The sequence below is a fragment of the Burkholderia savannae genome, from assembly GCF_001524445.2.
Taxonomy (GTDB): domain Bacteria; phylum Pseudomonadota; class Gammaproteobacteria; order Burkholderiales; family Burkholderiaceae; genus Burkholderia; species Burkholderia savannae.
In genome coordinates this window covers 462330-487150 of sequence record NZ_CP013418.1, presented here as the reverse complement: position 1 = coordinate 487150, position 24821 = coordinate 462330, and the positions used below count along the sequence as shown (strand labels likewise).

The window sequence follows — 24821 nt, the reverse complement described above, 5'->3', positions numbered from 1 at the left end:
ATGACGACGCCGAAACAGACCCCTTCGCAAACCGTCGGCCCGTACTTCGCGTACGGCCTCTGCCCGCAGCAGTACAACTTCGATCTGAAGAGCCTCTTCACGCCCGAGATCGCGACGCCCGACGCGGCAGGCGAGCACATCCTGCTCGTCGGCCGCGTGATCGACGGCGACGGCAACGCCGTCGGCGACGCGGTGCTCGAATTCACGCAAGTCGACGGCGAGGGCCGCTATCCGACGTCGCGCGACGACGCCGCGCAGCGCGGCTTCAACGGCTTCGCGCGCGTCGGCACCGGCACCGACGCGCAGAACCGCTTCGTCGTGCGAACGGTGAAACCGGCGCGCACGTCGGAGACGGACGCGCCGCACGTCGACGTGACCGTGATGATGCGCGGCATTCTCACGCATGCGTTCACGCGGATCTACTTCGACGACGAAGCGGCCGCGAACGAAGCCGACGCGGCGCTGAACACCGTGCCGGCCGAGCGCCGCGCGACGCTGATCGCGAAGCGCGACGCGCAGGCGAACGGCGTGACCGTTTATCGCTTCGACATCCGCATGCAGGGCGAGCGGGAGACGGTGTTCTTCGATATCTGAACGAACCGACGTCCGCCGGTTGTGTGTGCGATCCGTGCCGCGCACGCAATCGGCCATTCGGGCGGATCGCCCCTCCTTATCCCCACTTTTTTCGGCCATGCGACGATCCGCGGCGCCCGGGCCGCGCCCCCCAATCGTCGGCTGGCCGGTCGATCGGCCCCGAACGGAAACAGGAGCCAATCCCGTCATGTCCGGCGCAATTAAAGCTTCTTTCAGCCAAGGAGCGGATCGACGACGAATGCCGCTTTAATTCCATTTGAAATCAGATCTTCGCTTGAATACCTCGCCATTCGTCCTATCCTGATTCCAGCAGATCGCTTATCTCACGAAACGAAAAAGAAAACATCAAACCAGCCATTCACCAAAATGCTGCGGAAACTCACGCAAACCGGATGTTGATTGCTGCCCTATGCGCCCGTACTCGACCGACACTTGGCGTCACATGCTTTCTTGCCGCTCACGTACAGACGCATCCGGAAATATCACTCGGATCCCGAATCACGCGATTATCGTCCGGGCAACCGCGTATGCCTGGGATGTCGCAGCGCCAGCTCGTCGATGGCTGGTTTTTCTTTAATGCCTCACTCAAGGGGATTAAGAATGAATTACCAGATCAACATTTCTATCAGCAACACCGGATTGAATACCATTTACCAAAATGGGCTTCATGTCACGCTCGTCAAGAGCGTGATCTCGGATCCACTGCAGCAGGGCAACCTGCCGATCGCCTGGGTAACGTTCCAGCCGCTCCAGTTGAACCAGATCTCGTGGCAGGAGCAGTACACGATGTACGCGACGACCACCGTCCTGCAGGCGGGCGCCACGATCATGATGACGTCGCAAACGGGTGCGCCGATTCAAACCGGCTGGACCTACACGTTCGAACGCGCCCAGTTCACCGGCGCCGACGGCGGCAGCCCCAGCACGTTCAACCTCCTCAACAGCCAGGCCGGCAACTTCAGTTTCGGGCTTGCCCAGCAGGCGGTCGTCAACAATGTTCCTGTCGCGGCGCCGCTCAACGCCGTGCCGGTCGCGTACAACATGAGGGCATCGTTTACGCCGATCGAAAATCTCTCGCTGTTCCTCGCGTCGTACAGCAACAATGGCTCGGTGATATCGCAGGTAGCCAGCAACGCGCTGCCGATCACGCTGTCCACCCAGAATCCGGCCGCCCAGGTCGGCTTCAACGAACGGACCAATACGTTCTACCTCCAGCAACCGGCCGTTCTCAGTGGGGAGGAGTTCGTCGAGGGACTTCGAGGCGCCGTCACCGGATCCGAAAGCTACGGCACGCTGAGAAGAATCGTGTGAGATGCGCGGAGCCGGTCTGCCGCGTCGAGTGGCAGGCCGGCGCACGGATCATGCCGGTTTGCACGATCTACATCGCGATCGATTCGGCAGGCGTGGCGAAGATCCGCGATGCGCGGCTTGCGGTCACGTTGACGAGACGGGTCGACACTTATGTCAGCTCGACACTGGCGAACATGCGCGGCGCATCGGTGAGCGCGTCCGTCATATGGCAGGCGTTCTCGCCGTACGAGCACAACAGCGTCGTCATCGACGACGCCATTTTCCTTTACATGACGGCGACCACGCTGACGGCAGGCAACGTGCTCGAGATCAATGCGACGACGAACGGACCGGCGCGGATCGAGACGCTCTATTCGTTCCGCAACGGCCAGATCGACAACGGCAATGCGGGCATCGGGCCGGCCGGCGCGTACTCCATCCGGAATCTGCAAATCGGCGCGTCCGGCGCTTTCGGGCTCGCGCAACGGGCAACGGTCAACGGCGCAACCGCGATATCGACGATGAACGCCACTGCTGTGATCACGAATACGCAAGCGGCGTTCTATCTGCTCGATTGGGCGGATCTGTTCCTGTCGTCCGGCGTAAACGGCATGATCGCCCCGTTCACGCCGACGAACAGTCTCGCGGTGCCGCTGAGCGGCGGTGCGGTCAATGTCGGATTCGACAACACCTCTAACACGTTCTATTTGACCTGACAGATTTCCCGCCGCCCGTGCGCTGACGCGCAAGCGCGATTCAACGCAGCATGAACGACATCGCCGACAGGCAGTTCAACGTTCGCACGACGTGCTCGATCGACGGCGCGGCGAACCGCAGCGTGAGCGCGTCGACGCGCTCGAGCGACGGCCACTGGCAGAAGAGATCGGCGGCCGCGACGGTCTGTGCGCGCAGCTCGCAGGCCGCCGCGCGCGGCGCGTGCGGGCGCGCCAGGTGCGCGACCTCGCGCGCCTGCTCGACCGCCTGCCGCGCCGCGACGCCGATCGCCGCGCACGCGGCGGCGGGCGTCATCGACGCGCCGCTCGCGAATCCCGTCGCCTCCTTGACGGTCACGAAGCGCGCGGCCGGAAAGAGCGGCCGCGTCTCGTCGACGAACACGTCGTCGCCGGACAGCAGCGCCACGTGCGCGCCGTATTCGTGCGCGAGCGCGCCGTAGAGCCCGGCCTCGCCGGCTTCGCGCCCGTCGAGCAGCACGCGCGCGAACGCGCCGCTGTTGATTGTGTGCGCGAGCAGCCCGCGTGTGCCCGCCTTCGCGTGAAAGCCGATCATGAACACGAGATCGGGCCCGGCTTCGAGGCCCGCCATCATCCCGAGCGTGCGCGGCTTGCCGAGCACGACGCGCGCGCGGGCGTCGATGCCGTCGGGCAGCAGGTTGCGAAAGCCGCCGTGCGAATCGTTGACCCACACGCGCGTCGCGCCGCCCGCGAACGCGCCTTCGACTGCCGCGTTCGCTTCCGCCGTCATCCAGCGGCGCGCACGCTCGTATTCGGGATTGCCGGCGCGCGTCTGCTCGGCGCTCACGACGCCCGCCACCCCTTCGATATCGGTCGAAATCAGCACTTTCATCGGTTTGCCTCGCGCGATGCGCGCATCCATCGTTCGACTTCCGGCGCGGCGTCGCGCAGCGCGCGGCGCGCGTGGCCGTCGCGGCCCACGACGCTCGTCGCGCGCCACAGCGCGTCGACGATCGCCTGCTCGACGCTGTCGGCCGCGGCCGCGAAGAGCGGATCGAGCGCGGCGTCGGCGACGAGCGCCGGCAGCGCGATGCGCTCGGCGTCGTGCGGCACCGTGTACGCGGTCGAGAACGCGAGCGCGATGTCGCCGCTGCCGTGGCCGTACACCGAGCCCGTGCGCGCGAGGCCCGCGGCCGCGCGCAGCGCGACGCGCCTCAGCTGCCGCGACGACAGCGGCGCGTCGGTCGCGACGAGCATGATGATCGAGCCCTGCTCGGGCGGCGGCGCATCCGGCCGCGCAGCGGCGGCGTCGGGCGCGAGGCCGCCGGCCGCTCCGCTGTTCGCGCGGGCATTCGCGCAGTCACCCGCATCGTGCGCCGCGTCGCCGGCGCGGCCCATGCCGCCCGTGCCGCCGGTGCCGGCATCGTCCCGCGCCGCGCCCGCGCCCTGCGCGCCGGCCGCCGCCTGCGCGCCGCCCGCGTCCCGCGCGGCGATCATCCGCCCGACCGGCACGCCGTCGATCGTCAGCATCGGCAGCCGGCCGAAGTTCGCGAGCACGAGCGCGCCCACCGTCCACGATTCGCCCGCCGCGCGCGCGACGCGCGACGCCGAGCCGATTCCGCCCTTCAGGTCGAAGCACGACATCCCGCGCCCCGCGCCGACCGCACCGCGCGCGAACCCGGGCCGCGCGTCGGCAAGCGCCTGCGCGTAGTGCTCGGGCGTCACCGCGAACGCGTGCTGATCGTTCAGATAGCCGTCGTTGCATTCGAACACGAGCGGATTGACGGTCGGCCACGCGCGGCCGATCTGCGGATTCGCATCGATGGCCGCGCGGATCTGCGCGTGCGCGAGCGCCGCCACGCCGAACGTGTTCGTCAGCGCGAGCGGCGTCTCGAGCACGCCGAGCTCGTCGAGCTGCACGAGCCCGACGCTCTTGCCGAAGCCGTTGATCACCGCCGCGGCGGCGGGCACCTTGTCGCGATAGACGTCGCCCGCGTGCGGCCGCACGACGCTCACGCCCGTCTGCACGCCGCCCGAATCGAGCGTCGCGTGGCCGACCGTCACGCCCGCGACGTCGGCGATGCTGCAAAGCGGCCCCGCCGGCAGCGCGCCGACGTGCGGCGCGGCGTCCGCCCGATCCGCTGCGTGCGTCACGTTCACGCCGCCCGCCGCGTCCGGCCCGCCCGCTGCGTGCGCGCCCATCAGCGCCGCTCCAGCTTCGGGTCGAGCGCGTCGCGCAGCCCGTCGCCGAGCAGGTTGAACGCGAGCACGGTCAGGAAGATCGCGATGCTCGGAAAGAGCGCGACGTGCGGCGCGTTCACCATGTCCGCGCGCGCCTCGTTGAGCATCGCGCCCCACTCGGGCGTCGGCGGCTGCGCGCCGAGGCCGAGGAACGACAGGCTCGCGGCGGTGATGATCGACGTGCCGATGCGCATCGTGAAATAGACGACGACCGACGACACCGTGCCCGGCAGGATGTGGCGCATGATGATCGTGCGGTCGGACGCGCCGATGCTGCGCGCGGCCTCGACGTAGGTCATCTGCTTGAGCGCGAGCGTGTTGCCGCGCACGAGCCGCGCGAACGCGGGCACGCTGAACACCGCGACCGCGCAGATCACGTTGACCATCCCGTTGCCGAGGATCGCGACCACGCCGATCGCGAGCAGGATGCCCGGGAACGCGAACAATACGTCGGCGACGCGCATCGTCGCGCGGTCCCACCAGCCTTCGTAGTAGCCGGCCAGCAGGCCGAAGAACGTGCCGATCGCCGCGCCGAGCGCGACCGAGAAGAAGCCCGCGGCGAGCGAGATCCGCGCGCCCGCGACGATCCGGCTGAAGATGTCGCGGCCGAGCGAATCGACGCCGAACCAGTGCGCGGCCGACGGCCCCGCGTTCAACGCGTCGTAGTCGAAATAGTTCTCCGGGTCGTACGGCACGAAATGCGGGCCGACGATCGCGACGGCGACGAGCAGCAGCACGAACGCCCCCGCCGCGAGCGCGACGTGCTGCTTTCTGAACTTGCGCCAAAACTCGCTCCACGGCGTGCGGATCGCGGCCGGCGCGGCGGCCGGGGTGGTAGGAACAGTCGCGTTCATGCGCGCCTCACTTGAAACGGATCGTCGGGTTGATGACCGCGTACAGCACGTCGACGGTCAGGTTGATCAGGATGAACTCGAGCGAGAACAGCAGCACGATCGCCTGGATCACCGGGTAGTCGCGCATCGTCACCGCATCGACGAGCAGGCGGCCGAGCCCCGGCCAGTTGAACACCGCCTCGACGACGATCGAGCCGCCGAGCAGGAAGCCGAACTGCAGCCCCATCATCGTGACGACCGGAATCATCGCGTTGCGCAGGCAGTGCTTGAGCACGACCACCGGCTCGCGCACGCCCTTCGCGCGCGCGGTGCGCACGAAATCCTCGTGCAGCACCTCGACGAACGACGCGCGCGTGAAGCGCGCCATCACCGCGGCCACGGCCGCGCCGAGCGTGAGCGACGGCAGCACGTAGCTTCTCCACGAGCCGTCCGGCACCACGGGCAGCCAGCCGAGCTTCACCGAGAACACTTCCATCAGCAGCATCCCGAGCGCGAACGCCGGAAACGAGATGCCCGACACCGCGAGCGTCATCCCGACGCGGTCCGGCCAGCGGTTGCGCCACACGGCCGACGCGATGCCGATCCCCATGCCGAAGAGCGTCGCCCAGGCCATGCTGACGACGGTCAGCGACAGCGTCGGCATGAAGCGCTCGCCGATCTCGGTCGCGACGGGCCGCTTGCTGCGCGTCGACGTGCCGAAGTCGCCGTGCGCGATCCGCGCGAAGAAGTTCGCGAACTGCGCGGGCAGCGGCTTGTCGAGGCCGAGATCGGCGCGCACGAGCGCGACCGTCGCGTCGTCCGCCTCCGGCCCCGCCGCGAGCCGAGCGGGGTCGCCCGGCAGCAGGTGCACGAACAGGAACACGAGCACCGCAACGCTCAGCAGCGTCGGCAGGAGCCCGAACAATCGTTTGACCAGAAAATTCAGCATGCGCTTGCCTCTCGATGCGGCGCGCCGACGGGCCGCGCGCCGCCTACGCCCGATGCGCGCGGATCGGCGGATTCGGCGCAATCGCGCCGATCCGGCGGGCCGCCCGGGCCGCGTCGCGTCACTTGATCGCGATCTCGTCGAAGTTGAACGAGCCGTCCGGCATCACGTAAGCGCCCTGCAGGCGCTTGCTGCGCGCATAGACGATCTTCTCCTGCACGAGCGGAATCCACGGCGCGTCGGCCCAGATGCGCTTTTGCGCATCGCCGTAGAGCGTCGCCTTCTTCGCGCGGTCGGTGGTTTGCAACGCCTTCGCGAGATCGTCGTCGACCGCGTCGTTCTTGTAGTACGCGGTGTTCATGAGCTTCGGCGGAACCGACGACGACGCGAGCAGCGGCGAGATCGCCCAGTCGGATTCGCCCGTCGACGCGGACCAGCCGGTGTAGTACATCCGCACGGGCGCCTTCGCCGGGTCCTGCGCGCTTTCGACCTTCGCGACCCGCTCGCCCGCCTCGAGCGCCTGCACCTGCGCCTTCACGCCCACCTGCGCGAGCTGCTGCTGGACGAACTGGATCGCCTTCTGCGAGGTCGAGTTGTTGTACGCGGACCAGAGCGTCGTCTCGAAGCCGTTCGGGTAGCCCGCCTCCTTCAGCAGCGCGCGCGCCTTGGCCGGATCGTACGGCCACGGGCCGAGCTTCACCGCGTAGTCGACGCCCTGCGGCACGATGCCGGCCGCGGGCGTCGCGTTGCCCGAGAACGCGACCTTCGCGAGCGCGTCCTTGTTGACCGCGTAGTTGAGCGCCTCGCGAACCTTCGGATTGTCGAACGGCTTTTGCATCACGTTCAGGCTCACGTAGCGCTGGATGATCGACGTGCGCTCGATCACGTCGACTTTCGGGCTCGCCTTCAGGTCCGCCGTCTGCTCGAACGGAATGCGGAACGCGAAATCGGCTTCGCCCGTCTTCATCAGCGCGGCGCGCGTGTTGTTGTCGACGACGGGCTTCCAGTCGATCGCGTCGATCTTCGGATAGCCGGGCTTCCAGTAGCCGGCGAACTTCTTCACCTTCAGGTCGTCGGTCTGCTTCCATTCGACGAACTCGAACGGGCCGGTGCCGACGGGGTGCAGCCCGATGTCGCGCCCGTACTTCTTCAGCGCGGCGGGCGAGATCATCACGGCCGACGGATGCGCGAGCACGTTGACGAACGCCGAGAACGGCTCGGTCAGCGTGACCTTCACCGTGTACGGATCGACGACTTCCGTCTTCGCGATCCGGCGGAACAGGTTGTAGCGCTTGAGCTTGTTCGCCGGATCGGTCACGCGGTCGAAGTTCGCCTTCACCGCGGCCGCGTTGAAATCGGTGCCGTCCTGGAATTTCACGCCCTGGCGCAGCTTGATCGTGTAGACCTTCGCGTCGGCGCTCGCGTCGTAGCCGGTCGCGAGCACGTTCACGAGCTTCATGTCCTTGTCGAAGCCGAACAGGCCTTGGTAGAACGATTTCGACACCGCCTGCGACAGCGTGTCGTTCGAATCGTACGGATCGAGCGTGGTGAACGTCGAATCGACGGCCATCACCGCGGCCCGCTCGGCGAACGCGAGCGACGCGGACGACATCGCGATCACGCCCGCGCAGGCGACGAAAAGCGCGCGCGGCGAGAACGGCAAGAACGAATGCGGCGTAGTCATGGGTGGGCTCCTTGGCGATGCTTCGTAAGTGCGTGTGACTGGGTTCGTGTGGTCCTGCTGGCGTCGTTCGGCGGGGCCGGGTTTCGTGCGGATGGTCCGGGGCCTCGCGTCATCGGCTTGCTGCGCTCTTCTCGACTTCCTCTGCTGATTCGATGCCGCTCGCGCATCGCGCGCGCGGCGTTTGCTTCGTCCCGCGGGCGCATCGCGCTCGCGTATTGCGTCTGCGTATTGCGTCTGCGTTTTGCATCTGCGTTTTGCATGCGCGTGCCGCAATTGCGTATCGCATTCGCACATCGCGCGCTCGCGCCGCGTTCGCCTGCGGCGCTCGCGCGCCATGCATGCGCCGCGCGGCTCGCCCATTTCGCGCCCGCGCTGCGCCGCGCCTCCTCAATACGCGCCGCCGACCCGATGCTCGGCGACGAAGTGGTCCGGCCCGACCGCGACGAGCGGCGCGACGACGGGCTCGTCGCCGATCGCGCGGATCGGGCTCGGCAGCTCGTCGGCGGGCAGCGTGCGCTGCGCGTGTCGGCGCGCGGGATCGGCGATCGGCACCGCGCTCATCAGCTTCTTCGTGTATGGATGGCGCGGCGTCTCGAACACCGCGCGGCGCGGGCCGATCTCGACGATCTGCCCGAGGTACATCACCGCGACGCGATGGCTGATCCGCTCGACGACCGCCATGTCGTGCGAGATGAACAGATACGCGACGCCGAGCTCGCGCTGCAGGTCGAGCATCAGGTTGACGATCTGCGCCTGCACCGATACGTCGAGCGCCGACACCGATTCGTCGGCGATCACGACCTTCGGGTTCAGCGCGAGCGCGCGCGCGATCGCGATCCGCTGGCGCTGGCCGCCGGAGAATTCGTGCGGATAGCGGCGCGCGGCGTCGGCGGGCAGGCCGACGCGCTCGAGCAGCCAGTCGACGCGCGCCTGCGCCGCCTTGCCGCTCGCGACGCCGTGCACGAGGAGCGGCTCCATGATCGAGAAGCCGACTGTCAGGCGCGGATTCAGCGACGCGAACGGGTCCTGAAAGATGAACTGGATGTTGCGGCGCAGCGCCTGCAGCGCGCGGCCCTTCAGCGCGCCGATCTCGCGCCCCTCGAATTCGATCGAGCCGCTCAGGCTGTCGACGAGGCGCAGCAGCGAGCGGCCCGTCGTCGACTTGCCGCAGCCGGATTCGCCGACGAGCGCGAGCGTCTCGCCCGCGCGCAGCTCGAAGCTCACGCGCTCGACCGCGTGCACGTATTGCGACACGCGGCCGAACGCGCCGCTCTTGACCGGAAAGCGCGTGACGAGGTCGCGCACGCGCAGCAGCGGCGGCGACGCCGGATCGATCGCGGGCTGCGCGAAAGCGCCGGCGGCGCGCGCGTGCGCCGCCGGCGCGGCGGTCGATGTGGTCGATGCGGTCGATGCGGTTGATGCGGTTGATGCGGTTGTAGCGGTTGATGCGGTTGTAGCGGTTGTAGCGGTTGTAGCGGTTGTAGCGGTTGTAGCGGTTGTAGCGGTTGTAGCGGTTGTAGCGGTTGTAGCGGTTGTAGCGGTTGTAGCGGTCGATGCGGCAGAATCAAGCGAAGCAACCGGGGCAACCGAACCAACCGATGCGGATGCGGATGCCGCGTCGCCCGACGCGGGCGCGGCGTCGCCGTTCTCGACGACGACCGCATCGCCCGTGACCGGATCGAAGCGCAGCAGCGGGAATTTCGCGGGCGCGTCGGTGCCCTGCATCGAGCCGAGCCGCGGCACCGCCGCGAGCAGCGCCTTCGTGTACGGATGCGACGGCGCGGCGAAGATCGCATCGGACGCGCCCTCCTCGACCTTCTCGCCGCGATACATGACGAGCACGCGATCGGCGACTTCCGCGACGACGCCCATGTCGTGCGTGATGAAGATCACGCCCATGTCCATCTCGTCCTGCAGCCCGCGGATCAATTGAAGGATCTGCGCCTGGATCGTCACGTCGAGCGCGGTGGTCGGCTCGTCGGCGATCAGCAGCGCCGGCCGGCACGACAGCGCCATCGCGATCATCACGCGCTGCCGCATCCCGCCCGAGAGCTGATGCGGATGGCGCGCGAACACGCGGCGCGCCTCGGGAATGCGCACGAGATCGAGCAGGCGCAGCGCCTCCGCGCGCGCTTCGCCCGCGTTCTTGTTTTGGTGCAGCGCGATCGCCTCGCTGATCTGGTCGCCGACCGTGAAAACCGGATTGAGCGACGTCATCGGCTCCTGGAAGATCATCGCCACGTCCGCGCCGCGCACGCTGCGCAGCGCCGACGGCGACGCGCGCACGAGATCGAGCGTCGCGCCGTTGCGCCGGCGCAGCGCGATCCCGCCGCCCGTGATCGCGCCGCCGCCGTGCTCGACGAGGCGCATCAGCGCGAGCGACGTCACCGATTTGCCGGAGCCCGATTCGCCGACGATCGCGAGCGTCTCGCCGCGATCGACGTGGAACGACAGCCCGCGCACCGCCTCGAACGCGGCGCCCTCGCGGCGGAACGTGACGGACAGCCCGTCGACTTCGAGCACGCGCTGCTCGCGCAGGCTCGGGGCGGTTCGGCTCGCGCTCATCTTCCGGCTCTCCTGTGTCTGCGCGGCTGGCGGCGTCACGCCGCCTCCTCGCGGTAGATCGCGGTCACGGGCGCCTCGCCGACGCGCGCGTAGCCGCGGTACATCCCCTCGGTGTTGAACGGCATCGCGAGGTTGCCGCGCGCGTCGATCGCGATGACGCCGCCGCGCCCCGCGATCCGCGGCAGCTTGTTCATCACGACGTCGTACGCGGCCGACGCGAGCGACGCGCCGCGGTATTCGATCTGCGCGGACACGTCATACGCGGTCGCGAGGCGAATGAACATCTCGCCCGTGCCCGTCGACGACACCGCGCACGTCACGTCGTTCGCGTAGCAGCCCGCGCCGATGATCGGCGTGTCGCCGACGCGCCCCGGCTGCTTGTTCGTGATCCCGCCCGTCGACGTCGCCGCGGCGAGATGGCCGTGCAGATCGCGCGCGACCGCGCCGACCGTGCCGTGCTTGCGGTCCGGATCGAGCGGCTGCGGCGCGAACGCGACGGCGCCGTTGCCGTTACCGTTGCCGTTACCGTTGCCGTCGCCGGACGCGAACGCCGTCGCCGCGTCGTGATCGAGCATCGCGCCCGCCGCCTGCCGCGCCTTCAACCACTGCGCGCGGCGGAACTCGGTGTCGAAGTAGCCCGGCTCCGCGAGCTCGAGCCCCTGCGCGGCCGCGAACGCGTCGGCGCCCGCGCCGGCGAACATCACGTGCTCGCTCGCCTCGAGCACGCGCCGCGCGGCGAGCACCGGGTTGCGCACGCGCGTCGCGCAGCAGATCGCGCCCGCTTTCAGCGTCGCGCCGTCCATGATCGCGGCGTCGAGCTCGTGCGTGCCGTCGGCCGTGTAGACGGCCCCGCGCCCTGCGTTGAAGAGCGGGCAATCCTCGAGCATCCGCACGGCGACGCTGACCGCGTCGAGCGCGCTGCCGCCCTCGGCGAGCACCTTCTGCGCGGCGGCGAGGATCGCGTTCAGCTCGGCGCGGTACTGCGCTTCGGCGTCGGCTGTCATTGCCTGACGCAGGATCGTGCCTGCGCCGCCGTGAATCGCAACGATTGCGGTTGAGGGTGAAGTCATCGGTCGGTTTTCCTGGAACGGCGCGGCGGGCGCGGCGGCGCGACGCACGCGCCCCGCGCCTCGAGCCACGGCAGCATGAATTCGGTCACTTCGGCGGCCGCGCGCGCGGAGCGCTGCGAGCGATGCGCGACCGCGTCGATCAGCGCCTCGAGCAACGCGAGCACCGCGGCCTCGGACGTCGCCGCGAGCCGGCGCTCCGCGTGCACGAAGAGCGCGCGCGTGGCGAACGGCGCGATCGGCGAGTCGGGCCCGTCGGTGATCGCGAGCACCGGCGCGCCGCGTTCGGCCGCGCGGCGCGCGAGCTCGATCGTGTCGTGCACGTAGCGCGGAAACGCGATCGCGACGACGAGATCGTCGCCGCGCGCGTTGAACAGGCGCCGCGCGGCGTCGGTCGGGCCGCCGAGCAGCGCGAGCGAGTGCACGTTGTCGCGATACACGGACAGCCCGTGCTCCATCAGCCCGGCGAGAAACGCGCTCGCGCCCATCCCGACGAGGAAGATCCGGCGCGCGGCGAGCAGCGAATCGACGGCCGCCTCGACGTTCGCGCGATCGAGCCGCCCGCGCGTGCGATCGAGGTTCGCGAGCGCCTGCTCGAAGCTCGCGTCGATCAGCTCGCCGCCGCGCGCGCCCGCTTCGCGCTCCTGCGCGGAGCGCAGCCGCTCGACGGGCGCGAGCGTCGCCTCGAAGCCGCGCACGAGCGCCGCGCGCAGCGCCGGATAGCCGTCGAAGCCGAGCGCGCGCGCGAAGCGGTTCGCGGTGGCGATCGATGCGTCGACCGCGTTCGCGAGCTCGTCGATCCGCATCGTCGCCGCGCGGAACGGATTCGCGAGCACGTACTCGCCCATGCGCCGATGGATCGGCGTGAGCGACGGCAGCGCGGCGGCGATGCGCGCGGCGATCGACGGTTCGGCGTCGAGCGGTGTGACGGTCGGGCTGGAACTGGACATTCGGCGGTCGGGACGATGCGCTGATTGATGAAAGTAAATTTACACAATAGGAAGAAGAGAAAAAATAAATTTTCATCGGGGTTTGCACTGCCTCCGGGCGAGCGCCGCCAGCCCGCGCCACAGGGCGCGCGGCGCGATCCGCGCGCGCATTGTCAGGCAACTTCATCGAATAGCTTACAATTCGTCAGTTTCGGCCTGCATCCTCGCCGTTGCAGCCCCTCCACCCCGCGCCTCGCGCGCGCCGCCGCCTCCGCGCCGTCCACATCGTCCCCATGCCGGGCTCGGCCGCCGCGGCGCGCGCCCCGCGACGCGTCCTTTTTCCGGAGATCCGCTCATGCCCTCATCCCGACCTACGCCGCGCACGACGCTCAAGCCGCAAGTCGTCGTGCCGTCGCTCGCCGCGATCGGCGCGCTGCTCGCTGCCTGCGCGCTGCGGCCGAGCGAAGCCGGCGCGCTCTTCGGCGCCGGCCAGCAGTGGATCGTCACGCGCTTCGACTGGTTCTACGTGCTCGCGATCACGACCTTCCTGATCTTCCTCGTGCTGATCGCGGCGAGCCGCTTCGGCAACATCAAGCTCGGCCCGGACGACGCCGAGCCCGAATTCAGCTTCGTGTCGTGGACCGCGATGCTGTTCGCGGCCGGCATGGGCATCGGCCTCATGTACTTCGGCGTCGGCGAGCCGATCCAGCATTACCTGTCGCCGCCGACGGCCGCGGGCGGCACGCCCGCCGCCGCGCGGGAGGCGATGCTGATGTCGTTCTTCCACTGGGGCCTGCACGCGTGGGCGACGTACGGCGTGATGGGCCTCGTGCTCGCGTATTTCGGCTTTCGCTACAACCTGCCGCTCACGCTGCGCTCGGGGCTTTATCCGGTGCTGCGCGACGGCGTGAACGGCTGGATCGGCCACGCGGTCGACGCGTTCGCGCTCGTCGGCACGCTCGCCGGGATCGCGGTGACGCTCGGCTACGGCGTGCTGCAGCTGAGCGCGGGCCTGCATACGGTCGCCGGCTGGGACACCGGCAGCGATGCGTTCCGCGTCGGCCTCGTCGCGGTCGTCGTCGCGCTCGCCGGGCTCTCCGCCGCGAGCGGGCTCGACAAGGGCGTGCGCCGGCTGTCCGAGCTGAACCTGATGCTCGCGTTCGCGCTGCTCGCGTTCGTCGTCGTCGCGGGGCCGACGTCGTTCCTGCTGCGCGCGATGGGCGACAACCTCGGCGAATATCTGTCGAAGCTCGTGTCGCTGTCGTTTCGCACGTACGCGTACGAGACGCCGAACGAGCAAGGCTGGTTCGGCGGCTGGACGCTGCTCTACTGGGCGTGGTGGGTGTCGTGGTCGCCGTTCGTCGGGATGTTCATCGCGCGCATCTCGCGCGGCCGCACGATCCGCGAGTTCGTGATCGGCGTGCTGCTCGTGCCGACCGCGTTCAACCTCGTCTGGATGACCGCGTTCGGCAACAGCGCGATCTGGCTCGACACGCACGCGGCCGCGGGCGCGCTCGCGCAGACCGCATCCAACGTCGACGCGCTGCTGTTCCGCTTCTTCGACTACCTGCCGCTCACGCGGCTGCTGTCGATCGCGGCGATCGTGCTGATCGCGGTGTTCTTCGTGACGTCGGCCGATTCGGGCGCATTCGTGATCGACGCGATCGCGACGCGCGGCGCCGCGCATTCACCCGTGTGGCAGCGGCTCTTCTGGGCGGCGGTGCTCGGCGTGACGGCCTCGGTGCTGCTCGTCACGGGCGGACTGAAGGCGCTGCAGGCGCTCACGCTCGTCGCCGCGCTGCCCGTCGCGCTCGTGATGCTCGCGCTCTGCTACGGGCTCTGGCGCGGCCTGAAGGCCGACCACGCGCACTACTCGCAGGACATGGCGCCCGCGACGAGCTTCTGGACCGGCCAGCACTGGCGGCACCGCCTGTCGCATATCCTGCGGCAGACGACCGACGCCGAGGCGCGACAGTTCGTTGAGCGGACAGTCGAGCCCGCGCTGCGCAAGGTCGCGGACGAATTGAAGGCGGGCGGCGTCGACGCGCACGTCGCGCGCGACGACGACGATGCGGTGCGCCTCACGGTGCCCGCGCCCGCGCAGCGCGACTTCGTGTACGGCGCGCGGGTGTCGCGCAAGTCCGCGCCCGCGTTCCGAATCCGCGAGGCGGCCGAGCCCGAGCCGCAGCGCGAGCACGTGTACGAGGTGCTGACGTTCTTCGCGGACGGGCGGCTCGGCTACGACATCGAGTATCTGCGCGGCGACGAGATCATCGCCGACGTGCTGCGGCAGTACGAGCGCTACGTGTCGCTCGCGGCGGACACGCGCACGCATCTGCTCAATCGCGCGCCCGAGCATGCGGGGCCGGAAGGCCAGCCGCCGCGGTAAGCCGCGTCGCCGGAGAAGGGCTCGCGCGGCGCGTGCGCCGACGGACGCGGGCGCCGACGGACGCGGGCGGCTCCGGCGGCGGGCGCAGGCGAGCGAGCGGGCGGCGCGGATCGGTTCGGTTCGGTTCGGTTCGGTTCGGTTCGGTTCGGTTCGGGGCGGCTCAGTTCAGCTCAGTTCAGCTCAGTTCGGCCCGGCCCGGTTCGGTTTGGCCCGGTTTGGCCCGGTTTGGCCCGGTTTGGCCCGGTTTGGCCCGGCTCGGGTCGGCCCGCTCGGCTCGGTTCCGTTTGACGCGACTCGGCGCGGCGCGCGAGTGCGTCAGCGTCGCCGCGATGCGTTCGCCCCCGTGCGGCGGCCCAAGCCGCCGCCGCACGGACCTTCCAGACCGCCCGGACCGCCGACGCCGCCCGCGCCCGCCGCCGCGAGGCCAAGCGCCGTCCTTCTTCGCGCCGCGCGCACCGCAAAGGCGGGCCGCGAATCACCCGCCGTAAACCGCGTCGCGCACCTCGACCGTCAACGGCCCCGACATCCCTTCATACGCGGTGTTCGTCATCAGCAGCACGGTAAGCCCGCGCGCCGCGTCGACGAACCAGGAATGCCCGTAGACGCCGCCCCATTGCAGCGTCCCCGCGCTTTGCGGCGACTGCGCGAGCGCCGGATCGGACAGCACCGCGCCGCCGTAGCCGAAGCCCCAGCCGGGGCCGCGCGTCTCGGCGGCCGGCCCCGTGTGATCGGTGCGCATCGCGTCGACGAGCGCGGCGGGCAGGAAGCCGTCGCCGCCCGTGCGGATCGTCTCGAGCATGCGCAGCACGTCGTCGGCGCTGCCGTACATGCCCGCGCCGCCCGACGGAAACGCCGACGCGTCGAACGCCCGCGACGGCGCGAAGCGCACCGCGACGCCTTGCCCGTCGGGCAGCGGCACGTCGAGGTTGTCGGTGATCCGCGCGGGTTCCGGCGCGGCGTTCGCGTACGCCACCGCGAAGCGCGCGGGATCGGCCGCGACGAAGCCCGTGTCGCGCATCCCGAGCGGCGTCGTGACGAGCTGCGCGACCGCGTCGGGCAGCTCGAGCCCGGTCGCGCGCTCGATCGCCGCGCCGAGCACGTCGAGCGCGAGCGAATAGCGCCATGCGCTGCCCGGCTCGAACGCGAGCGGCGCGGCCGCGATGCGCCGCAGGTTCTCCTCGAGATCGAAGTCGACGAGATCGATGCCGTCGGAAATGCCGAGCGCGTGATAGATCGAGCCGGGCTCTTCGAGCAGCCCGTAGCTGAGCCCCGCCGTGTGCGCGAGCAATTGATGCACGGTCAGCGCGGGCGCGCGGCCGTCGGGCAGCTTCGGCGCGAACGCCGGCAGCCAGCGCGTGATCGGCGCGTCGAGCGCCATCCGGCCGTCGGCGACGAGGCGCAGCACCGCGGCGGTGACAATCGGCTTGGTGATCGACGACAGGCGAAACAGCGTGTCCTCGCGCATCGGCTGCCGCGTTTCTCGCTCCGCGAACCCATGCGCGCGCCGATAGACGACTTCGCCATCGCGCGCGACGAGCGCGACCGCGCCGACGACGCGCCGCTCGGCGAGCGCCGTCGCGAACACGCGGTCGAGCCGCCCGGCAAGCGCGGCAGGGTCCGTTGCGGTGACCGCGGCTGTGGCGGCCGCGGATGCGGATGCGGGGGCTACGAACTCCAAATTCATCGTGCTGCTCCTCGTCGGTCGGAAAGCGTCGATTCTAGACACGCTGCGATGATTCCGCTGGCGTAGCCGCGCGCGGGACAGGGGCAAGGCGCGCGTCCCGCGCGCGCTCCGCGCGATTCGCTAAGATAGCCGGTCTTTCCGATTTTCCCGCCCCGTAGAGGTGAAGAGGTGCCGCTCCGATGACCGCTCCCGCCACGCTCGCCGCCGCAGCCGGCGCGACGACATTCGCCGAATGGACCGGGCTCGGCGCGCTCGCGCTGCTGTATCTGTTCGGCCTCGGCTGGTCGCTGCGCGGCGCGTTCGCGCGAACGCGCGGGCGCGGGTACTGGCTCGCGTGCGCGGCGCTGATCGCGGGCGGCACGGCGTGCGCGCTGCTCGCGAAGCCGTTTCCGTCCGATTCCGGCGAGATGCCGCCCGGCTTCGGGCTCGGCGTGCTCATCGTCATGCTCGGCATCGCGGGCACGACGGCCGGCTGCGCGTGGCAGGCGATCGCGCGGCTGCGGCGCGAACACCGCTAGCAGGCTGCTGAAATTCTCTCGCGAGGACTACGGCTGACAATTTCCGACCTCGTAAAACGCGCTACAAGCCGCCCGCACGACTTCGGGAAGCGGTGGACGACCCGCGAAACCGTCTGCAAGCACCCCTCAAAGTCGTTTTCAACAGCCTGCTAGGCCCGCGCCATCGCGCGCCGCGCGCATCGTCTCGTGCGGCCGGGCCGCGCCGCCGCTGAGATGCGTCGTCCGCTCGGCGCTCACGAGCGCCGAGCGCTCTGCGGTGCATGACGCGGGGCGGATCGCCGCGCGGCCCTGCGCGGCCGCGAAAACGCCGCCGCGCGTGGCGATCGGATCGTTCGCCGCGCCGGCGTCGCGACAGCGCCGGCCGGCTCGGCCGCGCCGAGCGGGAGCGGGAATTGCGCGCCGGCGACGATTTCGTCGCCGCCTTGTTTTTCCCGAAATATCGGATATACCTAATCCATCCGTTGCGCTCGTCAAGCAAGGCGCGCGACGGCCAGCGACGCCGTCCGCGCATAAAAAGGAGAAGATCGTGGCGAAGATCCTGGAAAACGTCGAGCACGTCGTCGTCGTGATGTTCGAGAACCGCTCGTTCGACACGATGCTCGGCTGGCTCTACCCGCCCGGCACGCAGCCCGCGCACGTGCTGCCCGCGCGCAGCTCGCCGCAGTTCGACGGCCTGAAGCCCGGCATGTCGAATCCGTCGAAGTCCGGCAAGCCGATCGCCGTCACGCTCGAAGCAACGAATAGCGTGATTCCCGATCCGCAGGAGACGTTCGTCAACGTGACGAGCCAGATCCTCGGCCCGCGCGACGCGCAAGCGCCGTGGCCGCCGATGCAGGGCTTCGTCGTCAATTACGAAACGACGCAGACGACCGATCCCGGCCACGTGATGCAATGCCACAGCGTCGCGCAGTTGCCGACGCTCACGGCGCTCGCGCGCGCGTACGCGGTGTCCGACGCCTGGTTCGCGTCGGTGCCGAGCCAGACCTGGCCAAACCGCGCGTTCGCGCACGCGGGCACGTCGAACGGGCGCGTGAACAACGGCGAGATCCCCGATCCGCTCGAATGGAACGTGCCGACGATCTTCGACGCGCTGTCGTCGATCGGCGCGAGCTGGGCGGTGTACAGCGACACGCTCGTCACGCCGTCGCTCACGCACACGATGTTTCCGACGCTGTGGGACGACAAGTACGCCGATCGCTTCAGGCACTTCCCGGATTTCGTCGCCGCGTGCAAGCACGACGCGCTCCCGCAGTACGCGTTCATCGAGCCGAGCTTCCTGTTCGAGCCGAACGACCAGCATCCGCCGCACGACGTGAGCGCGGGCGACGCATTCCTGCACGGCATCTGGACGGCGCTCAGCACATCGCCCGGCTGGCCGCGCACGCTGCTCGTCGTGACCTACGACGAGCACGGCGGCTGCTTCGATCACGTGCTGCCGCCCGCGAACGCGACGCCGCCCGACGCGGCGAGCACCCCCGGCGACGAAACGTTCGACTTCGATCGCTTCGGCGTGCGGGTGCCGGCCGTCGTCGTGTCGCCGTACATCGAGGCGGGCACCGTGTTCCGCTCGCCGACGAACGTCCCGTACGACCACACGTCGATCCTCGCGACGCTGCGCGACTGGCTCGGCATCCCGCCCGACAGGATGCTGAAGAGCGCGCGGATCGCGAATGCGCCGACGCTCGCGCAGCTTTTCACGCGCAGCACGCCGCGCACCGATCTGCCGACGATCGCCGCGCCGGCGACCGACTTCGTCCATCCGCCGCCGACCGCGCCGCTCAACGATTTGCAGAAAAGCCTCGTGACGGGCACGTCGCGGCGCGACGGGCACGATCCGGCCGCGAGCGTCGCGCCGATCACGACGCGCCAGCATGCGCTCGACTTCTTCGAGCGCCGGGCGCAGGGCAAGCCCGCGTAGCGGCAAGCGGGCGAAGCGCCGCGCCCCCTCGGACGGCGCGCGCGGCGCTTCGCCCGCTTGCCCTGCGCGCGCGTTTCGCTCGACGCTCGCGAAATCCGGCATGATAGGTGCTTGAAGCGAGGTGCTCGAAGCGAGGTGCCTGAAGCGCAGTGCCTGAAGCGAATCGAACGGCCGGCCGCGCGCCCGCGCCCGCTCCCCGGTCCGCGCCGATCGCGCCCCGGCCAACCCAACGGAATCCGTCGCCGCCATGAAGATACGCCCCGGTCTCGTCGCCGAACTGACGGTGAACCTGCTGCTCCCCTGGGCCGCCTATCGTGCGGCGGTGCCGCACTGGGGCGAGACGGGCGGCCTGATCGCGTCGGCCGTGCCGCCGCTCGTCTGGAGCGCGATCGAACTCGCGCGCTTCCGGCGCATCGACGCGCTGTCCGCGGTCGTGCTGTTCGGCATCGTGCTGTCGATCGCCGCCGCGCTCGCGGGCGGCAGCCCGCGCATGCTGCTGATGCGCGAATCGCTCGCGTCCGGCGCGATCGGCGTCGCGTTCCTCGGCTCGCTCGCGCTGCCCAAGCCGCTCGTGTTCCATCTCGCGCGGGCGACGGTCGCGCGCGAGGCGCACGACGGCGCCGCGCGAATCGACGCGCTGTGGGTCGAGCGGCCGGCGTTCGTGTCGGCGATGCGGCTGATGACGCTCGTCTGGGGAGCCGGGCTCGTCGCCGAGAATCTGCTGCGCGCGTGGATGATCTGGAACTGGCCGGTCGAGCGCGTGCTCGTGGTCGCGCCGTTCGTCGGCTACGCGATCTACGGTGCGCTGATGATGTGGACGCTGTGGTATCGGAAGGTGATGCGCACGCATGCGCTCGCCGGCTTGCCACGCGGCGGCGCGCTCGGCTGAGCGGCGAAGCCGCTCGCGCTCGACCCGCCCGGCGGCCCGCGCCAGCCCGCCGTTCGCGCGAAATCGGCGTGAACGGGCCCCGGCACGCTGCCGGGATTCTGCGGGCGGGATGCCGGAGAAAATCGTCGCCCTCTCCGCATGCGCGACAAACCGCTCGTGCGGCTTCGGGCCCGGCTTCGGCGACGGGGCGCCCCCCCCAAACTTCGTGCGAGCCCCTCGCGCCCCCGTCTTTCGGCAGCCCGCTAGCCGCGCCGGCGAAAGAACGCGATCGGGCTCGCCGCCGCACGCGCGCCCCAGCACGCTCGCGCGCGCGCCGCGAAATCGAGCGCGTCGTTCGACGCGGCCTCCGCGTGCCCTTCGTGCCAGATGCCGGCGAGGCGGCTGCCGATCCGATACGGATTGGCGCGCCCGCCGAGATAGTCGGCGAAGCCTTGCTGATATGCGCCGTACAGCGTGAGCGGCGGCGTTCCGTCGGACGGCGCGCCGCCGTGCGCGGCGAGCGGCTCGGACGCCACCTCGGCGATCAGCGTCTCGCCGTCGATCTCATTCGGCTCTGCGACGCGCACGCGCCGGCGCTCGACCCCGACGAATCCCATGTGAAGCTCCCTGAATCGGTTCTTTCCCAGTCAGGAGCAATAAGAGTGCCAGCCGCCACGCGCGCGGCGAACGCCGTCGCCTCAAGGCCGCGGCGGCGCGGCCCGGCGCACGCGGCGCCGACGTTACGGAACATGTCACGTGACGCCCGCGTTGCGCGCCGCGCCGCGCAACCGCCCATTCCGTTGCATCAATGAAACGTCGCGTCGCCGCCGCCGCCGCTGCCGCTGCCGTCGCTCGCGAGCCGCGCGCGCAGGAATTCGAGAAAGAGCTGCACGACCTTCGGCAGCGTGCGCCCGACGAGCGTCTGCAATTCCACCGCGCGCGCGTCCATCCCGCGATCGGCGATCGGCCGCACCGCGAGCTCGCCGCGCGCCTGCCGCGAGCGCACCGTGACCTCGCCGGAGATCGAGATCGCATCGCACGCGATCGCGAAGTTGTGCAGCGCGACGATGTTGTTGCTGACCATCACCGGCTCGATCGTCAGGTTCTGGCGGCTCGACACGACGTCGAACAGCTGCCGGATCGTCGTGCTCGGATCGGGCAGCGCGAGCGGATATGCGCTCATCTGCAGCACCGACACCCGCTCGAGGCGCGCAAGCGGATGATCGCCGCGCATCACCGCCATCACCGGCGCGCTCTGCCGGTGCTCGACCTTGATGTCGCTCTCGGGCGTGCGGCTGAACGTCACGCCGACGTCCGCCTCGCCCTTCTTCACGCGGCGCGTGACGTCGGCGGGCGCGCACACGGCCGCCTGGAACACGATGCCGGGATACGTGCGGCGGAAATCGGCGATCGCGTGCGGCACGAACTCGATCGCGAAGCCCTCCGACATCGCGACGCGCACCTGGCCGCGCCGCAGCCCCTGCAACGCGTCGATGTCCTGCACGAGCCGGTCGGCCTCGAGCTCGGTGCGAAACGCATACGCGGCGAGCATCTCGCCCGCCGCGCTCGCGACCATCCCGCGCGAGCGGCGCTCGAACAGCGGCGTGCCGAGCACCTGCTCGAGATGCGCGATCTGGCGGCTGATCGCCGAGCCGGCGACGTTCAGCCGCGCGGACGCCTCGCTGATCGATCCCGCGCGCACGACTTCGAGGAAGTAGCGCAATGCGGTGTCCTGCAGTTGATGGTGCTTCATTGCGCCTCCTCGCGATCGCCGGCGCCGCGATGCCGTTTCGGCAACGCAGACTTATTTTTTCGATAATAGTCGCAACAAAATTCGCTGTTTACGCTTGGCTCCTGAGCGTGGCCCCCATGCCCGCCGCGGCCCCGCCCGGCCGCCCCGTCCCGGATTTCCAGGAGCCTTGCGATGAATCGTCGGTTCGCCGTTCGCCCCGCCCTCCGCTTTTCCGCCCGCGCGGCGCTCGCGCCGATGCTCGCGTTCGCGCTGATGCTGTCGCTGCCGCCCGCCGCGCACGCCGGCAAGACGAACGACACGCTCGTCTACGCGTCCGACAGCGAGCCGGAGAACATCTCGCCGTATCACAACAACCTGCGCGAAGGCGTGATCATCGCGCACATGGCGTGGGACACGCTGATCTACCGCGATCCGAAGACGGGCGCGTACAAGCCGCAGCTCGCGACGGCGTGGAAGTGGGAATCGCCGACGTCGCTCGTCGTCGACCTGCGCCGCGACGTGACCTTCCACAACGGCGACAAGCTCACGGCCGACGACGTCGCGTTCACGTTCAACTACGTCGTCGCGCCGGATTCGAAGGTCGTCACGCGGCAGAACACCGACTGGATTCAGAGCGCCGAGAAGACGGGCGACTACCAGGTTCGCATCCGGCTCAAGGCGCCATTCCCGGCGGCGCTCGAATACCTGTCCGGCCCCACGCCGATCTATCCGGCCGCGTACTTCAAGAAGGTCGGGCTGCAGGGGTTCGGCAAGGCGCCCGTCGGCACCGGGCCGTACAGGATCGTGGCGGTGACGCCGGGCGTCGGCGTGACGATGGTCAAGAACCCGAACTATTTCAAGGACAGCCCGCTCGGCCAGCCGAGGATCGGCACGATCAAGTTCGTCGTGATCCCCGATCCGGAGACGCGCTCCGCGCAGCTCATGACGGGCGCCGTCGACTGGATCTGGCGCGTGCCGGCCGACCAGGCCGATTCGCTGAAGGCAATGCCGAACCTCACCGTGCAAAGCGGCGAGACGATGCGCATCGGCTATCTGTCGATGGACGCGGCGGGCGCGTCCGCGCCGAACTCGCCGTTCAAGGACGCGCGCGTGCGGCAGGCGGTCAACTACGCGATCAACCGCGGCGCGCTCGCGAAGAGCCTCGTGCGCGGCGGCAGCCAGCCCGTCTATGCGCCGTGCTTTCGCACGCAGTTCGGCTGCGATACGTCGGGCGTCGTCAAGTACGACTACGACCCCGCGAAGGCGCGCGAGCTGCTGAAGGCGGCGGGCTACCCGAACGGCTTCGACACCGATCTGTACGCGTACCGCGAGCGCGAGTACGCGGAGGCGCTGATCGGCGATCTGCGCAAGGTCGGCATCAACGCGCGGCTGCACTACCTGCAGTACGCGGCGCTGCGCACCGCGCAGCGCTCGGGCAAGACGCCGCTCACGTTCCAGGCTTGGGGCTCGTTCTCGGTCAACGACGCGTCCGCGTTCGTCAGCGTCTACTTCAAGGGCGGCCCCGACGACAGCGCGAAGGACGCGACCGTCGAGAAATGGCTCGATGCCGCCGACACGTCGAGCGACCCGGCCGTGCGCAAGACGAACTACGCGAAGGCGCTCGCGCGGATCAGCGGGCAGGCGTACTGGGCGCCGCTCTTCTCGTATTCGACGAACTACGCGTACGCGTCGGCGCTGAACTTCAGCGCCTATCCGGACGAGCTGCCGCGCTTCTACGAAGCGAGCTGGAAGTAGGCCGGCGCGCGCCGCGCCGATCGCCCGCGCAGCCGGATCGGCCCGTGCGCCCGATTCGCCGCTGCCCGGCCGGCGCGCGCCGCGCCCCGACCGTCCGCCGCCGATCGACGCTCGTTCGACACTTGACCGCCGCATCCGGCCGCGCCCTTCACCGAACCGAACCGAACCCAACCGATCCGTACCTCGCGCAATGTCAGCTTATCTGTTCCGCCGTCTGGGCCTCGCGATCGCCGTCGCGCTCACCGTGTCGATCGTCAGTTTCGCGCTGCTCCATCTGTCCGGCGACCTCGCGACCGCGATCGCCGGCCCCGAGGCGACCGCCGCGCAAGTGGACGCGCTGCGCATCCAGTACGGGCTCGACCGGCCTGTCGCCGCGCAGTACGCGGACTGGCTGTGGCGCGCGGCGCACCTCGATTTCGGCCGCTCGTACTTCTTTCAGTCGTCGGTCGCCGATCTGATCGCCGAGCGCCTGCCGATCACGCTGAAGCTCGGCGGCGTCGCGCTCGCGCTCGCCGTGGCGGTGGCGATTCCGCTCGGCGTCGTCGCCGCGCTGTACCGCGACACCTGGATCGATCGCGCGGCGCTCCTCGTCGCGGTGATCGGCCAGGCGATGCCGAGCTTCTGGTTCGGCTTGACGCTGATCCTCGTGTTCGCGGTCGGGCTCAAGTGGCTGCCCGTGGCCGGCAACGACGACTGGCGCCACTTCGTGCTGCCTGCCGTCGCGCTCGGCTACTACGCGACGCCCGCGATGATGCGGCTCACGCGCGCCGGGATGCTCGACGTGCTCGGCGCCGACTACATCCGCACTGCCCGCGCGAAGGGCCTGAGCCCGGCGCGCGTCGTCTTCAAGCACGCGCTGCGCAACGCGCTGATTCCGGTGGTCGCGCTCGCGGCGGTCGAGCTCGGCTTCATGCTCGGCGGCTCGGTCGTCATCGAATCGGTGTTCTCGCTGCAAGGGCTCGGCCAGCTCGCGTGGGATGCGATCGCGCGCAACGATTTCCCCGTGGTGCAGGCCGTCGTCCTCATCATCGCGATGTTCTACGTCGCGCTGACCTTTCTCGCCGACGTCGCGAACGCGGCGCTCGATCCGCGCATTCGCGCCCGATAGCTTCCCGT

Annotated in this window: 19 protein-coding genes and 2 pseudogenes; 9 read left to right on the top strand and 12 right to left on the bottom strand. The window is 69.7% G+C overall.

Annotated features, from left to right (window positions below; genetic code table 11):
• The 3 genes from pcaG to WS78_RS23095 all read left to right on the top strand — a co-directional run bounded on the left by pcaG (nucleotide 1) and on the right by WS78_RS23095 (nucleotide 2600).
• Nucleotides 1-594, top strand: a complete 594-nt coding sequence (gene pcaG / locus WS78_RS23105; protein WP_059579035.1) for a protocatechuate 3,4-dioxygenase subunit alpha — start codon at nucleotides 1-3, stop codon at nucleotides 592-594.
• A gap of 600 nt (nucleotides 595-1194) precedes the next feature.
• Nucleotides 1195-1905 carry a hypothetical protein gene (locus WS78_RS23100; RefSeq protein ID WP_059579038.1) on the top strand — a complete coding sequence of 237 codons (711 nt, stop codon included), beginning with the start codon at nucleotides 1195-1197 and terminating at the stop codon, nucleotides 1903-1905.
• Between the two features lie 50 nt (nucleotides 1906-1955).
• Nucleotides 1956-2600 (top strand): hypothetical protein, encoded by a 645-nt coding sequence (locus WS78_RS23095; protein WP_059579124.1) that lies wholly within the window; start codon nucleotides 1956-1958, stop codon nucleotides 2598-2600.
• A 40-nt stretch (nucleotides 2601-2640) separates the two neighbouring features.
• Here WS78_RS23095 and WS78_RS23090 read toward each other — a convergent pair whose 3' ends face one another.
• The 9 genes and pseudogenes from WS78_RS23090 to WS78_RS23055 all read right to left on the bottom strand — a co-directional run bounded on the left by WS78_RS23090 (nucleotide 2641) and on the right by WS78_RS23055 (nucleotide 12862).
• Nucleotides 2641-3468 carry a M55 family metallopeptidase gene (locus tag WS78_RS23090; protein WP_038749543.1) on the bottom strand — a complete coding sequence of 276 codons (828 nt, stop codon included), beginning with the start codon at nucleotides 3466-3468 and terminating at the stop codon, nucleotides 2641-2643.
• Nucleotides 3465-4778 (bottom strand): DmpA family aminopeptidase, encoded by a 1314-nt coding sequence (locus WS78_RS23085; protein WP_059579041.1) that lies wholly within the window; start codon nucleotides 4776-4778, stop codon nucleotides 3465-3467. The genes WS78_RS23090 and WS78_RS23085 overlap by 4 nt, the downstream gene beginning before the upstream one ends.
• Nucleotides 4778-5671, bottom strand: a complete 894-nt coding sequence (gene gsiD / locus WS78_RS23080; RefSeq protein ID WP_038749502.1) for a glutathione ABC transporter permease GsiD — start codon at nucleotides 5669-5671, stop codon at nucleotides 4778-4780. The genes WS78_RS23085 and gsiD overlap by 1 nt, the downstream gene beginning before the upstream one ends.
• Nucleotides 5672-5678: 7 nt before the next feature.
• Nucleotides 5679-6599: a glutathione ABC transporter permease GsiC gene (gene gsiC, locus WS78_RS23075; protein WP_038749504.1), complete on the bottom strand. Its 921-nt coding sequence runs from the start codon at nucleotides 6597-6599 to the stop codon at nucleotides 5679-5681.
• 118 nt (nucleotides 6600-6717) lie between these two features.
• A complete protein-coding gene (gsiB, locus tag WS78_RS23070) occupies nucleotides 6718-8280 on the bottom strand; it encodes a glutathione ABC transporter substrate-binding protein GsiB (RefSeq protein WP_059579044.1) in 1563 nt (520 codons plus the stop codon).
• Nucleotides 8281-8667: 387 nt separating this feature from the next.
• Nucleotides 8668-9702 (bottom strand): annotated as a pseudogene (locus WS78_RS38550) (ABC transporter ATP-binding protein); the annotation flags it as partial.
• Nucleotides 9703-9807: 105 nt separating this feature from the next.
• A pseudogene (locus WS78_RS38545) lies at nucleotides 9808-10845 on the bottom strand (ABC transporter ATP-binding protein); the annotation flags it as partial.
• A 35-nt stretch (nucleotides 10846-10880) separates the two neighbouring features.
• Nucleotides 10881-11915, bottom strand: a complete 1035-nt coding sequence (locus tag WS78_RS23060) for an isoaspartyl peptidase/L-asparaginase family protein (protein ID WP_059579132.1) — start codon at nucleotides 11913-11915, stop codon at nucleotides 10881-10883.
• Nucleotides 11912-12862, bottom strand: coding sequence for a MurR/RpiR family transcriptional regulator (locus WS78_RS23055; RefSeq protein WP_038749510.1), 951 nt, complete (start codon nucleotides 12860-12862; stop codon nucleotides 11912-11914). The genes WS78_RS23060 and WS78_RS23055 overlap by 4 nt, the downstream gene beginning before the upstream one ends.
• Nucleotides 12863-13196: 334 nt before the next feature.
• Here WS78_RS23055 and WS78_RS23050 point away from each other — a divergent pair, with 334 nt between their 5' ends.
• Nucleotides 13197-15230 carry a BCCT family transporter gene (locus WS78_RS23050; protein ID WP_038749513.1) on the top strand — a complete coding sequence of 678 codons (2034 nt, stop codon included), beginning with the start codon at nucleotides 13197-13199 and terminating at the stop codon, nucleotides 15228-15230.
• Between the two features lie 475 nt (nucleotides 15231-15705).
• Here the strand turns inward: WS78_RS23050 and WS78_RS23045 are convergent, their stop codons facing one another.
• Nucleotides 15706-16914 (bottom strand): serine hydrolase domain-containing protein, encoded by a 1209-nt coding sequence (locus WS78_RS23045; protein ID WP_059579047.1) that lies wholly within the window; start codon nucleotides 16912-16914, stop codon nucleotides 15706-15708.
• Nucleotides 16915-17093: 179 nt separating this feature from the next.
• Here WS78_RS23045 and WS78_RS23040 point away from each other — a divergent pair, with 179 nt between their 5' ends.
• The 3 genes from WS78_RS23040 (at nucleotide 17094) to WS78_RS23030 (ending at nucleotide 20239) form a co-directional block, all read left to right on the top strand.
• Nucleotides 17094-17432 carry a hypothetical protein gene (locus tag WS78_RS23040; RefSeq protein WP_038749518.1) on the top strand — a complete coding sequence of 113 codons (339 nt, stop codon included), beginning with the start codon at nucleotides 17094-17096 and terminating at the stop codon, nucleotides 17430-17432.
• Between the two features lie 526 nt (nucleotides 17433-17958).
• Nucleotides 17959-19350: an alkaline phosphatase family protein gene (locus WS78_RS23035; RefSeq protein ID WP_059579050.1), complete on the top strand. Its 1392-nt coding sequence runs from the start codon at nucleotides 17959-17961 to the stop codon at nucleotides 19348-19350.
• 247 nt (nucleotides 19351-19597) lie between these two features.
• Nucleotides 19598-20239 carry a VC0807 family protein gene (locus tag WS78_RS23030; protein WP_059579053.1) on the top strand — a complete coding sequence of 214 codons (642 nt, stop codon included), beginning with the start codon at nucleotides 19598-19600 and terminating at the stop codon, nucleotides 20237-20239.
• A 242-nt stretch (nucleotides 20240-20481) separates the two neighbouring features.
• Here WS78_RS23030 and WS78_RS23025 read toward each other — a convergent pair whose 3' ends face one another.
• Entirely contained in the window at nucleotides 20482-20835 is a 354-nt protein-coding gene (locus WS78_RS23025) for a hypothetical protein (protein ID WP_038749525.1), read from the bottom strand.
• A gap of 188 nt (nucleotides 20836-21023) precedes the next feature.
• Nucleotides 21024-21971, bottom strand: a complete 948-nt coding sequence (locus WS78_RS23020) for a LysR family transcriptional regulator (protein WP_059579055.1) — start codon at nucleotides 21969-21971, stop codon at nucleotides 21024-21026.
• Between the two features lie 171 nt (nucleotides 21972-22142).
• Between WS78_RS23020 and WS78_RS23015 the strand changes: the two genes are divergently transcribed.
• The gene (locus tag WS78_RS23015; protein WP_059579060.1) at nucleotides 22143-23705 is read left to right on the top strand and encodes an ABC transporter substrate-binding protein; all 1563 of its coding nucleotides are present in this window, start codon (nucleotides 22143-22145) and stop codon (nucleotides 23703-23705) included.
• Between the two features lie 190 nt (nucleotides 23706-23895).
• Nucleotides 23896-24813, top strand: coding sequence for an ABC transporter permease (locus WS78_RS23010; protein WP_059579065.1), 918 nt, complete (start codon nucleotides 23896-23898; stop codon nucleotides 24811-24813).
• The last annotated feature ends 8 nt before the right edge of the window (nucleotides 24814-24821 follow it).

Bases quoted from the DNA above. Each gene is read 5' to 3' on its own strand.
- WS78_RS23060 (WP_059579132.1), bottom strand. From the start codon at position 11,915: ATGACTTCACCCTCAACCGCAATCGTTGCGATTCACGGCGGCGCAGGC.
- WS78_RS23030 (WP_059579053.1), top strand. From the start codon at position 19,598: ATGAAGATACGCCCCGGTCTCGTCGCCGAACTGACGGTGAACCTGCTG.
- gsiC (WP_038749504.1), bottom strand. From the start codon at position 6,599: ATGCTGAATTTTCTGGTCAAACGATTGTTCGGGCTCCTGCCGACGCTG.
- WS78_RS23040 (WP_038749518.1), top strand. From the start codon at position 17,094: ATGACCGCTCCCGCCACGCTCGCCGCCGCAGCCGGCGCGACGACATTC.
- gsiD (WP_038749502.1), bottom strand. From the start codon at position 5,671: ATGAACGCGACTGTTCCTACCACCCCGGCCGCCGCGCCGGCCGCGATC.
- WS78_RS23100 (WP_059579038.1), top strand. From the start codon at position 1,195: ATGAATTACCAGATCAACATTTCTATCAGCAACACCGGATTGAATACC.
- WS78_RS23025 (WP_038749525.1), bottom strand. From the start codon at position 20,835: ATGGGATTCGTCGGGGTCGAGCGCCGGCGCGTGCGCGTCGCAGAGCCG.
- WS78_RS23015 (WP_059579060.1), top strand. From the start codon at position 22,143: ATGAATCGTCGGTTCGCCGTTCGCCCCGCCCTCCGCTTTTCCGCCCGC.
- WS78_RS23090 (WP_038749543.1), bottom strand. From the start codon at position 3,468: ATGAAAGTGCTGATTTCGACCGATATCGAAGGGGTGGCGGGCGTCGTG.
- gsiB (WP_059579044.1), bottom strand. From the start codon at position 8,280: ATGACTACGCCGCATTCGTTCTTGCCGTTCTCGCCGCGCGCGCTTTTC.
- WS78_RS23020 (WP_059579055.1), bottom strand. From the start codon at position 21,971: ATGAAGCACCATCAACTGCAGGACACCGCATTGCGCTACTTCCTCGAA.
- WS78_RS23095 (WP_059579124.1), top strand. From the start codon at position 1,956: ATGCCGGTTTGCACGATCTACATCGCGATCGATTCGGCAGGCGTGGCG.
- WS78_RS23085 (WP_059579041.1), bottom strand. From the start codon at position 4,778: ATGGGCGCGCACGCAGCGGGCGGGCCGGACGCGGCGGGCGGCGTGAAC.
- WS78_RS23050 (WP_038749513.1), top strand. From the start codon at position 13,197: ATGCCCTCATCCCGACCTACGCCGCGCACGACGCTCAAGCCGCAAGTC.
- WS78_RS23010 (WP_059579065.1), top strand. From the start codon at position 23,896: ATGTCAGCTTATCTGTTCCGCCGTCTGGGCCTCGCGATCGCCGTCGCG.
- WS78_RS23045 (WP_059579047.1), bottom strand. From the start codon at position 16,914: ATGAATTTGGAGTTCGTAGCCCCCGCATCCGCATCCGCGGCCGCCACA.
- WS78_RS23055 (WP_038749510.1), bottom strand. From the start codon at position 12,862: ATGTCCAGTTCCAGCCCGACCGTCACACCGCTCGACGCCGAACCGTCG.
- pcaG (WP_059579035.1), top strand. From the start codon at position 1: ATGACGACGCCGAAACAGACCCCTTCGCAAACCGTCGGCCCGTACTTC.